Origin of the sequence: Anaeromyxobacter sp. PSR-1 (assembly GCF_000964525.1) — a bacterium.
In the GTDB taxonomy this organism is placed as follows: Bacteria; Myxococcota; Myxococcia; order Myxococcales; family Anaeromyxobacteraceae; genus Anaeromyxobacter.
On the sequence record NZ_BAZG01000131.1, the window covers coordinates 1 to 11,833 of the forward strand.

At 75.0% G+C, this 11,833-nt stretch carries 13 protein-coding genes; all 13 read left to right on the forward strand.

Annotated elements, in window-relative coordinates:
* On the forward strand, positions 1-758 hold a 758-nt coding region (locus PSR1_RS16650), incomplete at its 5' end, for an NAD(P)/FAD-dependent oxidoreductase (protein WP_059438588.1).
* Between the two features lie 166 nt (positions 759-924).
* A complete protein-coding gene (locus PSR1_RS16655) occupies positions 925-1,890 on the forward strand; it encodes a CsgG/HfaB family protein (RefSeq protein WP_059438589.1) in 966 nt (321 codons plus the stop codon).
* Positions 1,891-1,898: 8 nt separating this feature from the next.
* The gene (locus PSR1_RS16660; protein ID WP_059438590.1) at positions 1,899-2,201 is read left to right on the forward strand and encodes a hypothetical protein; all 303 of its coding nucleotides are present in this window, start codon (positions 1,899-1,901) and stop codon (positions 2,199-2,201) included.
* A complete protein-coding gene (locus PSR1_RS16665) occupies positions 2,201-2,695 on the forward strand; it encodes a DUF4810 domain-containing protein (protein ID WP_059438591.1) in 495 nt (164 codons plus the stop codon). Before PSR1_RS16660 ends, PSR1_RS16665 begins: the two co-directional genes overlap by 1 nt.
* 2 nt (positions 2,696-2,697) lie before the next feature.
* Entirely contained in the window at positions 2,698-3,351 is a 654-nt protein-coding gene (locus PSR1_RS16670) for a GNA1162 family protein (RefSeq protein WP_059438592.1), read from the forward strand.
* Positions 3,352-3,408: 57 nt separating this feature from the next.
* Positions 3,409-4,137, forward strand: a complete 729-nt coding sequence (locus tag PSR1_RS16675; protein WP_059438593.1) for a lipopolysaccharide assembly protein LapB — start codon at positions 3,409-3,411, stop codon at positions 4,135-4,137.
* A 117-nt stretch (positions 4,138-4,254) separates the two neighbouring features.
* Positions 4,255-5,253, forward strand: a complete 999-nt coding sequence (locus PSR1_RS16680) for an NAD(P)H-dependent glycerol-3-phosphate dehydrogenase (RefSeq protein ID WP_059438594.1) — start codon at positions 4,255-4,257, stop codon at positions 5,251-5,253.
* A gap of 105 nt (positions 5,254-5,358) precedes the next feature.
* Positions 5,359-7,305 carry a M3 family metallopeptidase gene (locus tag PSR1_RS16685; protein ID WP_059438595.1) on the forward strand — a complete coding sequence of 649 codons (1,947 nt, stop codon included), beginning with the start codon at positions 5,359-5,361 and terminating at the stop codon, positions 7,303-7,305.
* A gap of 46 nt (positions 7,306-7,351) precedes the next feature.
* Positions 7,352-8,329 carry an oxidoreductase gene (locus tag PSR1_RS16690; protein ID WP_059438596.1) on the forward strand — a complete coding sequence of 326 codons (978 nt, stop codon included), beginning with the start codon at positions 7,352-7,354 and terminating at the stop codon, positions 8,327-8,329.
* 57 nt (positions 8,330-8,386) lie between these two features.
* Complete coding sequence (locus PSR1_RS16695) at positions 8,387-9,184, forward strand: ABC-2 family transporter protein (RefSeq protein ID WP_059438597.1); 798 nt, start codon at positions 8,387-8,389, stop codon at positions 9,182-9,184.
* Positions 9,185-9,187: 3 nt separating this feature from the next.
* A complete protein-coding gene (locus PSR1_RS16700; protein WP_059438598.1) occupies positions 9,188-9,976 on the forward strand; it encodes an ABC transporter permease in 789 nt (262 codons plus the stop codon).
* A 68-nt stretch (positions 9,977-10,044) separates the two neighbouring features.
* Positions 10,045-10,962, forward strand: a complete 918-nt coding sequence (gene rnz / locus PSR1_RS16705; protein ID WP_059438599.1) for a ribonuclease Z — start codon at positions 10,045-10,047, stop codon at positions 10,960-10,962.
* Positions 10,963-11,043: 81 nt separating this feature from the next.
* Positions 11,044-11,748 carry a pirin family protein gene (locus PSR1_RS16710; protein WP_059438600.1) on the forward strand — a complete coding sequence of 235 codons (705 nt, stop codon included), beginning with the start codon at positions 11,044-11,046 and terminating at the stop codon, positions 11,746-11,748.
* The last annotated feature ends 85 nt before the right edge of the window (positions 11,749-11,833 follow it).

Below are 11,833 nucleotides of genomic sequence, written 5' to 3' on the forward strand. Positions count from 1 at the left end.
AGGCCGGCGCGGAGCTCCGGGAGGGCGCCGAGGTGCGGGATCACCGCGTGCTCGCCGACCGGGTGCGGGTCGCGCTCGCCGGCGGCGCGGCGGCGGAGGCGCGGGTGCTGGTCGCGGCCGACGGGCTCGGCTCGCCCACGCGGCGGCGCGCCGGCCTCGAGCGCCCGGTGCGCGCGCCGGAGCGCTTCGGCGTGCGCCGCCACGCGGAGGTCCCGGACGCCGGCGACGCCGTCGAGGTGCACTTCGGGGACGGGGTCGAGGCCTACGTGACGCCGGTGGGCCCGCGGCAGGTCGGGGTCGCGTTCCTGTTCGAGCGCGGCGCGGCGCGCTCCTTCGAGGCGCTGCTCGGGAGGTTCCCGGCGCTCGCGGCGCGGCTCGACGGCGCGGCGTTCGCGACGCCCGCCCGCGGCGCCGGCCCGCTCGCGCGCGCCGCGCGCGCGCGGGTCGCGGACCGGCTCGTGCTGCTCGGCGACGCCGCCGGCTACCTCGACGCCGTCACCGGGGAAGGGCTCTCGCTCGCCTTCGGGTGCGCGATCGACCTCGCCGCGCTGCTCCCGGGCGCGCTCGCCCGCGGCGCCACCGCCCATGACCTGGCGGCGTACGAGACCGCCTGGCGGCGCCGCTACGGGCCGTACGCCCGCTGGACCCGGCTCGTGCTCGCGCTCTCGCGCCGCCCCGGGCTCCGCCGCCGCCTCATCGCCCTCGCCGCGATGGCCCCGCGCCCGTTCGAGCGGGCCGTCGCGGCCGCGGTCGGGTGACGGCCCGGACCTCCGCCTCCATCGCACACCGCGCCCTTCCCTGCGCGCCCCGCCTCCATCCACGCGTCCCGCGGACCGGGGGCCGGCGATTCGGTTCACTCACCGGAACATCCCCCGTGCTACCGTGCCGCGTCCCTTTCCCGCACCCGGTGCGGAGGAGAGTCCGATGCGGAACCGGTTCGCCCTGCCGGCGGCGGCGCTGGCGCTCCAGGCGTGCGCCACCGTCTCGCAGCCTCCGGTCGAGGTGGAGTCCCCCGTCCCGAAGGCCGCCCAGGTCGCCGCCCAGCAGCAGGCGCAGGCGCCCGCGCCGTCGGCCAAGCGCTACAAGACCCGGATCGCCATCGCGCGCTTCACCAACGAGACGAGCTACGGCCGCTCGCTGCTGAACGACGCCGACCTCGATCGCATCGGCAAGCAGGCCTCCGACATGCTGACGTCGCGCCTCGTCATGTCGGGGAGCTTCGTGGTGCTCGAGCGGCCGGATCTCCAGAAGCTCGAGCGCGAGCAGGCGCTCGGCGGCGTCGCCGGCCTGGTGGGCGCCGACACCGTGATCTCCGGGTCGGTCACCGAGTTCGGCCGCTCCGTCGGCGGCAAGAAGGGCTTCCTCAGCAGCACCAAGGTGCAGACCGCCCGCGCCAAGGTGGACATCCGCCTGGTGGACGTGAAGACCGGGCACGCCTACTTCTCCGCGCTCGGGGCCGGCGAGGCGAGCACCGAGTCCGGCGAGATCGCCGGCTTCGGCAGCCGCGCCGAGTACGACGCCACGCTGAACGACCGCGCCATCGCCGCGGCCATCTCCGACGTCATCGACCGGCTGGTCTCCACGCTGGCGGCGCGCCCCTGGCGCTCCGACATCCTGGAGGTGCAGGGCAGGCAGGTCTTCATCTCCGGCGGGCGCCACCAGGGCGTGCGCGAGGGCGACGTGCTCGCGGTGATGGAGGAGGGCAACAAGGTGAGGAGCCGGCAGACCGGCTTCGAGGTGGCGCTCCCGCCGAAGCGCGTCGGGACGCTCAAGGTGCTGTCGCTGTTCGGCGACGGCGAGACCAGCGAGGGCGCGGTGTGCGAGCTGACCTCGGGCGCGATCGAGAAGGGCGCGCTCGCGAGGCTGTTCGTCGCGGAGCCGACGCCGTGAGGTGCGCCATGCGGAAGGTCCTGTTCGCGGCGGCGACCGCCGCGCTGGTGGCGGGCTGCGCCATGCCCCAGACCACGGTGAAGACGGTCGAGAGCCGCCCGAGCCTGGCGGTGGTGGGCGCGCCGAGCGGCGCGGTCCTGGTGGTGGACGGGCAGCCGGTGGGCGAGGCGCGCGCGTACGACGGCAACCCCACCGTCCTCCGCGTCGAGCCGGGCACGCACCAGGTCGAGGTCCGCGACGCGTCCGGCGCCGCGGTCTTCCGGCAGACGGTGTTCGTCGAGAGCGAGCTGAAGACGGTGAGGGTGCACTGATGCGCGCGTGCCTCCCGGGTGGCGCCGCGCGAGCGGCCCTCGTCCTCGCCGCGTCCGCGGCCCTGCTGCAGGGGTGCGCCGGGCGCACGCTCTACCGCTGGGGCGAGTACGACGAGGCGCTGTACGCCCACTACAAGAACCCGCAGGACCGCGAGGCCTTCGTCGAGCGCCTCCGCGTGGTCATCGACGGGGCGGAGCAGGCGGGGGAGAAGGTGCCGCCCGGCTGCTACGCGGAGTACGGCTACGCGCTCTACGAGGAGGCCCGGTACGAGGACGCCTCGCGCTACTTCAAGCTGGAGCGCGAGAAGTGGCCGGAGTCGGGCGTGCTCATGCAGAAGATGATCGGGCTCGCGGACCGGCGCGGCGGCAAGGCGCCGGCGGCGCCCGCGGCCGCCGCCGCGGTGCCGGCGAAGCCGGTGCCGGTGAAGGCCACCAAGGCGGCGGCGAAGCCCGCCGCCACGCGCGGGCCGGCCGGCGCGCTGGAGCGGAGGTGACCATGGGACGGCTCGCATCGCTCGCGGCGCTCGCCGCGCTGCTCTCCGCCTGCGGCACGGCCCAGGTGAAGAAGGACTACTCGGCCTTCGACGCCGCCCGGCCGCGCGCCATCCTGGTGGTGCCGGTGGTGAACAAGAGCGTCGAGATCGACGCGCCCGAGTACTTCCTCTCCACGCTGCCGGTGCCGGTGGCGGAGCGCGGCTACTACGTCTTCCCGGTGAACCTGGTGAAGCGCGTGCTCGAGGACGACGGCCTCGCCGACGCGTCGCTCGTGCACGGCGCCGACCCGGTGCGGCTCTGCTCGCTGTTCGGGGCCGACGCGGTGCTCCTCGCCTCCATCGAGCGGTGGGAGGCGAAGTACATGGTCGTCACCACCCAGGTGAACGTGGAGTTCGAGTACGTGCTGAAGGACGGCAAGACCGGGCAGACGCTCTGGACCGAGCGCCGGTCGATGAGCTACCAGCCCGGCAACTCCGGCGGCGGCCTCGTCGGCGCGCTCGTGAACGCCGCCGTCACGAAGGCCTCGCCGAACTACATGCCGCTGGCGCGGCAGGCGAACGCGCAGGCGTTCGCGTGGCCCGGCCCGGGCATCCCGGCGGGCCCGTATCGCCCGGAGTACGGCCAGGACGTGCAGGTGGTGGCCGCGCAACGGTGAGGGCGGGCCGCCGGCGCTCGCATCCCGGGGCGCCGGCGGGTACGCTCCCGCCGCTCCATGTCCAAGCTCATCCTCTTCTACCTGCTCGTCCAGCTCACCGGCAGCCCGCTGGGCGCCCTGGCGCTCCTGCTCGCGGTCTGGTGGGCGACGGACCGGATGACGGTCGGCGTCCTGCCGGATCCGCTCCGCGGCGTGGCGCGGTGGCGCCGCCGCCTCCAGCTCACCCGCGCCCTCGAGGTGAACCCGCACGACCGCCGCGCGCGGCTCGAGCTCGCGGATCTCCTGCTCGCGGGGCGCCGGCCGGCCCGGGCCGCCGAGGTCCTGCGGCCCAACGTCGAGGCAGGGGACGAGGACGCGCACACCGCGTTCCTGATGGGCGCGGCGCTCGGGCGGAGCGGGCAGGCCGAGCCGGCGGAGCGCGCGCTGGCCGTGGCCCGCGCGGCGGACCCCGACTTCCGCGCCGGCGAGCTCGACCTCGAGCTGGGGCGCCAGCGGCTCGCCCGCGGCGACGCGGCCGGCGCGCGCGAGGCGCTGGAGCGGCTCCTGGTGGAGCGCCCCGGATCGGTGGAGGGGCGCCTGTGGCTGGCGCGCGCGCTCGACCGGCTCGGCGACCGCGACGGCGCGCGCCGCCGGCGCGACGAGGGCTGGCGCGAGTACGTCTCGCTGCCGCGCTTCCACCGCAAGCACGAGCGCCCGTTCGCGTGGCGGCTGCAGCCCTGGCGCCCCGCGGCGGTGGCCCTGGGCGTGGTGATCGTGCTCGCGGCCGTGGCCGCCGCGGCGGGTTGACGCACCGCGCATCGCCGGGGACGCCCCGGCGTTCCGCCCCATCACGGCATCCCCCGCACAATCAAGAGCTTTTCGCGGACCGGTCCTGGCTAGGATGGCCGCAAAGGAGAACCCATCATGCGCGCCACCGTCCTGGGCGCCGGTTCCTGGGGAACCGCGCTCGCCTCGCTCCTCGCCGGCAAGGGCTACACCGTCACCTCGTGGGACAAGGACGCCGCGGTCCTCGACGACATCGCGCGCAACCACCGCAACGAGCGCTACCTGCCGGGCCTGCAGCTCCCGCCGACCCTGCACGCGAGCGCCGAGGTCGCGAAGGCGCTGGAGGGCGCCGAGCTGGTGGTCCTCGCCGTGCCCTCGCACGCCGTCCGCCCGGTGGTGATCGAGGCGAAGCGTCACGTCCACGCGGGCACGCCCATCGTCTGCGTCGCGAAGGGCATCGAGCTCGACACGCTCATGACCATGACCGAGGTCATCGAGGACGTGCTGCCGGTGCCGCTCCATCCCTACCTGGCGGTCCTCTCCGGCCCGTCCTTCGCCAAGGAGGTCGCGAAGGGGCTGCCCACCGCGGTCACCGTGGCGGCGCGCTGGGAGCGGATCGCGAAGCAGGTGCAGGACGCCTTCCACACGAAGACGTTCCGCCCGTACACCTCCGGTGACGTGGTGGGCTGCGAGATCGGCGGCTGCGTGAAGAACGTCGTCGCCATCGCGGCCGGCATCTCCGACGGCATGGGCTTCGGCGCGAACGCCATGGCGGCGCTCGTCACCCGCGGGCTCGCCGAGATCACCCGGCTCGCGGTGCGCAAGGGCGCGAACCCGCTCACGCTGTCCGGCCTGGCGGGCCTCGGCGACCTGGTGCTGACCTGCTCGTCGGACCTGTCGCGCAACCGCACCGTCGGGCGCGGGCTCGCGGAGGGCAAGACCGCCGACGCGATCCAGCGCGAGCTGGGGCAGGTGGCGGAGGGCGTGCGGAACGCGCGCAGCGCGCGGGAGCTGGCGAAGCGGCTCGGGGTGGAGATGCCCATCACCGAGGCGATCTACCGGGTGCTGTACGAGGGGCTCGCGCCGCGCGAGGCGGTGACGGCGCTCATGATGCGCGAGACCAAGCCGGAGCTGTGAGGGACGCGGGCCGGTGCGCGCGCGGCCGCGGCCCCGCGCGCACCTCGGGTGCGGCCCCGCACCGGCCCCGTGCGGATCGGCCCGGGGCGAAGTACACATGAGGCCATGTCCGAGCCCCTGCGCCCCGAGGCCTCCCGCGAGCTGACCGGCACGCCCGCCGCCTTCACGGAGGGTTGCCGCCGCGACATGGACCGCGCCCGCGCCGAGGCCGCCCGGGCCCGCGCGCTCGGGCCGGCGGGCGGCCTGGCCACGCTGGAGGCGTTCGACGCCGCCTTCGCGGCGCTCTCCGAGGCCGCCTCGCGCGCGAGCCTGGCCCGGAACGTCCACCCGGACCCGGCGCTGCGCGACGCGGCCGAGGCGGCGGAGCGCGACGTGGACGCGCTCTCCACCGAGCTGTCGCTCGATCGCGGCCTGTACGACGCGCTGGCGGGGCTGGACCCGTCGGGCCTCGACGGCGCCACCCGCCACCTGGTCGAGAAGAGCCTGCGCGACTTCCGCCGGGCGGGCGTGGACCGCGACGACGCCACCCGCGCGCGCGTGAAGGCGCTCCGCGAGGAGCTGGTGCGGGTCGGGCAGGAGTTCGGGCGCAACATCAAGGACGACGTGCGCCGGCTGGAGGTCGAGCCGGCCGCGCTGGACGGGCTCCCGGAGGACTGGCGCCGCGCGCATCCGCCCGGGCCGGACGGCCGGGTGACGCTCACCACCGACAACACCGACTACGTGCCCTTCCTCACCTACGCGCGGAGCGCCGCCGCGCGCGAGGCGCTCTGGCGGCTGTACCGGCTGCGCGGCCACCCGCGCAACCTCGAGGTCCTCTCGCGCATGCTGGCGCGGCGCAGCGACCTGGCGCGGCTGCTCGGGTACCCGAGCTGGGCCGCCTACGTCACCGAGGACAAGATGATCGGCAGCGAGGGCGCGGCGGCCGACTTCATCGAGCGGATCGCGCGCGCCGCCGAGGCGCGCATGCGGCGCGACCACGCGCAGCTCCTCGAGCGCAAGCGCGAGGAGCGCCCGGGGGCCGACCGCGTCGAGCCCTGGGACTCGGCCTGGCTGCAGGAGCGGGTGAAGGCGGAGCGCTACGGCTTCGACTCGCAGTCGGTGCGGCCCTACTTCGAGTACGCGCGGGTGAAGCAGGGCGTGCTCGACGTCACGGCGCGGATCTTCGGGATCGCCTACCGCCGCGCGCCGGACGCGCCGGTGTGGCACCCGGAGGTCGAGGCCTGGGACGTGGTGGAGGACGGCGCGCTGCTCGGCCGCGTGTACCTCGACATGCACCCGCGCGACGGCAAGTACAAGCACTACGCCCAGTTCACGCTCGCGTCGGGGCAGGCCGGGCGGCGGCTGCCGGAGGGCGTGCTGGTGTGCAACTTCCCGCGCCCGGCGCCGGGCGCGCCGGCGCTCATGGAGCACGGGGACGTCCGCACGTTCTTCCACGAGTTCGGCCACCTGCTGCACCACGTGCTCGGCGGCCACACGCGCTGGGCGGGCCAGTCCGGCGTCGCGACCGAGTGGGACTTCGTGGAGGCGCCCTCGCAGATGCTGGAGGAGTGGGTGTGGGACCCGGCCGTCCTCGCCACCTTCGCGCGCCACGTCGAGACCGGCGAGCCCATCCCCGCCGAGCTGGTGGCGCGGATGAAGGCGGCCGACGAGTACGGCAAGGGCCTCATGGTCCGGCAGCAGATGTTCTACGCCGCGACCAGCCTCGAGCTGCACCGGCGCGACCCGGCCGCGCTCGACACGACCGCGCTGGTGGCCGAGCTGCAGGAGCGCTACACGCCGTTCCGCCACGTGCCCGGCACCTACTTCCACGAGTCGTTCGGGCACCTCGACGGGTACAGCGCCATTTACTATACGTACATGTGGTCGCTCGTCATCGCGAAGGACCTGTTCGGCCCGTTCCGCGAGGCGGGCCTGCTCGACCCCGCCCCGGCCCGCCGCTACCGCAAGGCGGTGCTCGAGCCGGGCGGCTCCAAGCCCGCGGCGGAGCTGGTGAAGGACTTCCTCGGCCGGCCCCACGCCTTCGACGCGTTCGCCGCCTGGCTCGACGCCTGATCGCCCGCCGCCGCGGGCGCCACGGCCCGGGCGACTCGATCGCGGCATGGCGGGCCGGCGCACCCCCGCCTATGTCCCATCGATGAGCGAGCCCGCCCTCGAGACCCGCGTCGTCCGCACCGCCGTCCCGCCGGAGGGCGAGGCCGTCCGCACCGAGGTCCCGCGCCGGCGCATCAAGGACCTCGAGGTGATGGTCGCCGACGTCATCCAGGAGACCGCCGACACCACCACGCTCGTGCTCTTCACCGGCAACGACCGGCTCGACTACCTGGCCGGCCACTTCCTCACCATCGACCCGCGCCAGTTCCCGGCGCTCGAGCGGTGGGTGGCCTACCTGGAGGACCTGAAGGGCAAGCGCGAGGCGCCGCGCGCCTACTCGCTCGCGTCCGCGCCGCACGAGCGCTACCTCGCCATCACGGTGAAGGAGGAGACCTACCAGAGCGGGCAGACGCGCTACCCGCCGCTCCTCTCGCCGATGCTGGTGCGGCGCACGCCGCGGGGCAGCCGCTTCGTCATCACCGGCTTCACCGGCCCGTACGTGCTGCCCCCGCGCGTCGAGGAGAAGACCGACCACCTCGTGCACGTGGTGGCCGGCTCCGGCTCGGTGCCCAACTGGTCGATCCTGAAGCACGCGCTGCGCGAGCACCCGCGCCTGCGCCACACCTTCGTCTACTCGAACCGGACCTGGGACGACGTCATCTACCGCGACGGCCTGCGCCAGCTCGAGGCCGAGCACCCCGACCGCCTGCGCGTGGTGCACACGCTCACCCGCGAGCCGGAGCCGGAGCGCCACGGGCCCGGCGTGCGGCGCGGCCGCATCTCGGCGGAGCTCCTGCGCGAGCTCGTCCCGGACCCGCGCGCCGCGCTGTACTACGCCTGCGGCCCCGCGGTCGGGCCCATCGAGCGCGCCGCCGCGAAGGAGCGCGGCGAGACCCCGGCCCCCCGGTTCCTGGAGGCCGCGCTCGGCGCCCTGGACGAGCTGGGCGTGCCGCGCGACCGCGTGAAGCGCGAGTCGTACGGGTAGCGCCCGGCGCCATTCCGTGGCGCCCGGGCGCGCGGCGATCTACCTTTCCGCCCGCCCGTGCCCAGGACCCTGCGCGCCATCCCCACGCTCCTCAAGGTCGGCTTCGCCGAGGCGGTCGCGTACCGCGCCGAGATGGTGGTGTGGCTGCTCTCCACCAACATGCCGCTCGTCATGCTGGCGCTGTGGACCGCGGTGGCCCGCGACGCGCCGGTGGGGCGGTTCGGCCAGCGCGACTTCGTCGCCTACTACCTCGCCACGCTGGTGGTGCGCCTGCTCACCGGCGCCTGGGTGATCTGGGAGCTGAACTACGAGATCCGCCAGGGCACGCTCGCGTTCCGGCTGCTCCGGCCGGTCCACCCGCTGCTCGCCTACGCGGCGGAGAACCTCTCCGCGCTCCCGGTGCGCATGCTGGTGTCGCTGCCCATCGCGCTCGGCGCGCTGCTGGTGGTCGGCCGCGACCGGCTCACCGGCGACCCGCTGCTCCTGGCGCTCTTCCCGGTGACCGTGCTGGGCGCCTGGCTCATCACCTTCCTCGCGATGGCGATCATCGGCGCCCTGGCGTTCTGGATCGACCAGGCCGGCTCGCTGTTCGAGATCTGGCTGGGCCTGTTCGGCGTGTTCTCCGGCTACCTCGTGCCGCTGGAGCTGTTCCCGCACTGGGTGGCGACCGCGGCGCGGTTCCTGCCGTTCCGGTACATGCTGGCGTTCCCGGTGGAGATGATCATCGGGATGACCCCGCGCCCGGCCGCGCTCGCCGAGCTCGCCATCCAGTGGACGTTCGTGGCCGCGCTGGCCCTGGGCGCGCGGGGCGCCTGGGCGCTCGGGCTGCGCCGCTTCGCGGCGTTCGGAGGGTAGGGCGTGGGACGCTACCTCCGCCTGCTCGCGGTGCAGTTCCGCGCCTCCGCCGCGGTGGCCATGCAGTACCGCGTCGAGTTCCTGGTGGAGGGCGCGCTGGCGCTGTTCTGGACCGGCTGGTCGCTCGTGCCGCTGCTGGTGGTCTACGGCAGCCGCGAGGCGGTGGCCGGCTGGAGCTTCGACGAGGCGCTGGTGGTGATGGGCTGGTTCACGCTCATGAAGGGCGTGCTGGAGGGGGCGGTCAACCCGTCGCTCACCACCGTGGTCGAGCACATCCGCAAGGGCACGCTCGACTTCGTGCTGCTGAAGCCCGCGGACGCGCAGTTCCTCGTGTCCACCGCCAAGTTCGAGCCGTGGCGCATCATCGACGTGCTGGGCGGGCTCGTCATCTTCGCGGTGGCGTTCCACCGCATGGGCCGGCTCCCGGAGGCGGGCGGGATCCTCGCGGCCTGCCTGCTGTTCGCGGCCGCCACCGTGATCCTGTACTCGCTCTGGATCATCGTGGTCGCGGCCGCGTTCTTCGTGGTGAAGGTGGACAACCTCTCGTTCCTGTTCGTGTCCATCTACGACGCCGCGCGCTGGCCGGCCTCGGTCTTCCGCGGCGCGCTCCGGGTGATCTTCACGTTCGTGGTGCCGCTCGCGGTCATGACGACGTTCCCCGCCGAGGCGCTGCTGGGCCGGCTGGCGGCGCCCCGGGCCCTGGTCATCGCCGCCGGCGCGGTGGCGTTCGCGGGGCTGGCCCGGGCGGTGTGGCTGCGCTCCATCGCGCGCTATACCTCGGCGTCCTCCTAGCGAGGGCTGCGCCGTCCCGCACATCCGGCGTGCCGCCGGGCCCGCGCTTCGACTACATTCCGGCCGGCATGCTCCGCCTGACCTTCCTCGGCACGTCCGCCGCCCAGCCCACCATCCGCCGCAACCTCACCGGCCACGCGGTGCGGCGGGAGCGCGAGCTGTTCCTGGTGGACTGCGGCGAGGGCACCCAGCGGCAGCTCATCCAGTTCGGCGCCGGGTTCGACGTGGCGGCCATCTTCTTCACCCACTTCCACGCCGACCACTACCTCGGCGCCATCGGCTTCCTGCGGACGCTCTCGATGCAGAACCGCGCCGAGCCGCTCGACCTGTACGGCCCGCGCCCGGCGAAGCGGCTGCTCGAGACCATGCTGTTCACCGGCGCGGAGCGCTTCAGCTACGAGGTCCGCATCCATGAGGTGCGCGCGGGCGAGCCGGTGCGGCGCGACGGCTGCGCCATGGTCCCGTTCCCCACCGAGCACCGCACCCCGTCCGTCGGGTGGGCGCTCCGCGAGGACGCGCGGCCGGGCCGCTTCCACCCGGAGAAGGCCGCGTCCCTGGGCGTCCCGAAGGGCCCGCTGTTCGGCGCGCTCCAGCGCGGCGAGCCGGTGACGCTCCCCGACGGCCGCGCGGTGCGGCCCGACGAGGTGGTCGAGCCGCCGCGGCGCGGCCGGGCGCTGGTCATCACCGGCGACACGCGGCCGTGCGCGGCCACCGTCGAGGCGGCGCGCGGCGCGGACGTGCTGGTCCACGACTGCACCTTCGGCGACGGCGAGGCGGAGCGGGCCGAGGAGACGCTCCACTCCACCGCCCGCGGCGCGGCCCAGGTGGCGCGCGAGGCGGGGGTGGGGCGGCTGGTGCTCACGCACCTCTCCACCCGCTACGACCGCGCCTGGGAGCCGCTGGTGCAGCAGGCGCGGGAGGTCTGGCCGGGCCCGCTCGACGTGGCGCACGACGGCATGGTGCTCGAGATCCCGCTGCCGGGGTGACGGCGCGCGCCCCCGCCCATAGGCGGGGCCATCGAGATGGCCTGCGCTGGACGGCGCGGAGTTCGCCGTTAGGTTCCGCGCATGATCACCGTCCGCAAGTCCGAGGCCCGGGGCCACTTCGATCACGGCTGGCTCGACACCCGCCACACCTTCTCGTTCGCCGACTACCACGACGAGGCGCACATGGGCTTCCGCGCCCTGCGGGTCGTCAACGAGGACCGCGTCAAGCCGGGCGAGGGGTTCGGCACGCACGGCCACCGCGACATGGAGATCCTCTCCTACGTGCTCGCCGGCACGCTCGCGCACCGCGACTCCACCGGCGGCGGCGGCCGCCTGCGGCCGGGCGAGGTGCAGCGCATGAGCGCGGGCACGGGCGTCATGCACTCCGAGTTCAACGGCTCGGACCGCGAGGAGGTCCACTTCCTCCAGATCTGGCTCATCCCCGACCGCCGGGGCCTGAAGCCCTCCTACGAGCAGCGGGAGTACCCGGAGGCCGAGCGGCGCGGGAGGCTGCGCCTCGTCGCCGCGCCCGACGGCGCCGACGGCGCGACCACCATCCACGCGGACGCGCGGGTGTACGCGACGCTGCTCGCGGCCGGCGAGCGCGCCGCGCTCCCGCTCGCGCCGGGCCGGCACGCCTGGGTGCAGGTGGCGCGCGGCGAGGCCACGGTGAACGGCGAGCGGCTCCGCGCCGGCGACGGCGCGGCGCTCTCCGGCGAGGCGGAGGTCGCGCTCGCCGGGGCGGGGGAGGGCACGGCCGAGCTGCTCGTCTTCGACCTCGCCTGAGCATGAGTGCGAGGGCTGCGCCCTCGCCCCGCCGGCCCTGAGCTTGCCGAAGGGTCGTCGGGGCCCCATTCCTGCTCGCCGGGTC

Excerpts from the sequence above, each read along its gene's own strand:
- rnz (WP_059438599.1), top strand. The coding sequence starts at position 10,045 with ATGCTCCGCCTGACCTTCCTCGGCACGTCCGCCGCCCAGCCCACCATC.
- PSR1_RS16690 (WP_059438596.1), top strand. The coding sequence starts at position 7,352 with ATGGCGGGCCGGCGCACCCCCGCCTATGTCCCATCGATGAGCGAGCCC.
- PSR1_RS16710 (WP_059438600.1), top strand. The coding sequence starts at position 11,044 with ATGATCACCGTCCGCAAGTCCGAGGCCCGGGGCCACTTCGATCACGGC.
- PSR1_RS16670 (WP_059438592.1), top strand. The coding sequence starts at position 2,698 with ATGGGACGGCTCGCATCGCTCGCGGCGCTCGCCGCGCTGCTCTCCGCC.
- PSR1_RS16675 (WP_059438593.1), top strand. The coding sequence starts at position 3,409 with ATGTCCAAGCTCATCCTCTTCTACCTGCTCGTCCAGCTCACCGGCAGC.
- PSR1_RS16685 (WP_059438595.1), top strand. The coding sequence starts at position 5,359 with ATGTCCGAGCCCCTGCGCCCCGAGGCCTCCCGCGAGCTGACCGGCACG.
- PSR1_RS16665 (WP_059438591.1), top strand. The coding sequence starts at position 2,201 with ATGCGCGCGTGCCTCCCGGGTGGCGCCGCGCGAGCGGCCCTCGTCCTC.
- PSR1_RS16680 (WP_059438594.1), top strand. The coding sequence starts at position 4,255 with ATGCGCGCCACCGTCCTGGGCGCCGGTTCCTGGGGAACCGCGCTCGCC.
- PSR1_RS16655 (WP_059438589.1), top strand. The coding sequence starts at position 925 with ATGCGGAACCGGTTCGCCCTGCCGGCGGCGGCGCTGGCGCTCCAGGCG.
- PSR1_RS16660 (WP_059438590.1), top strand. The coding sequence starts at position 1,899 with ATGCGGAAGGTCCTGTTCGCGGCGGCGACCGCCGCGCTGGTGGCGGGC.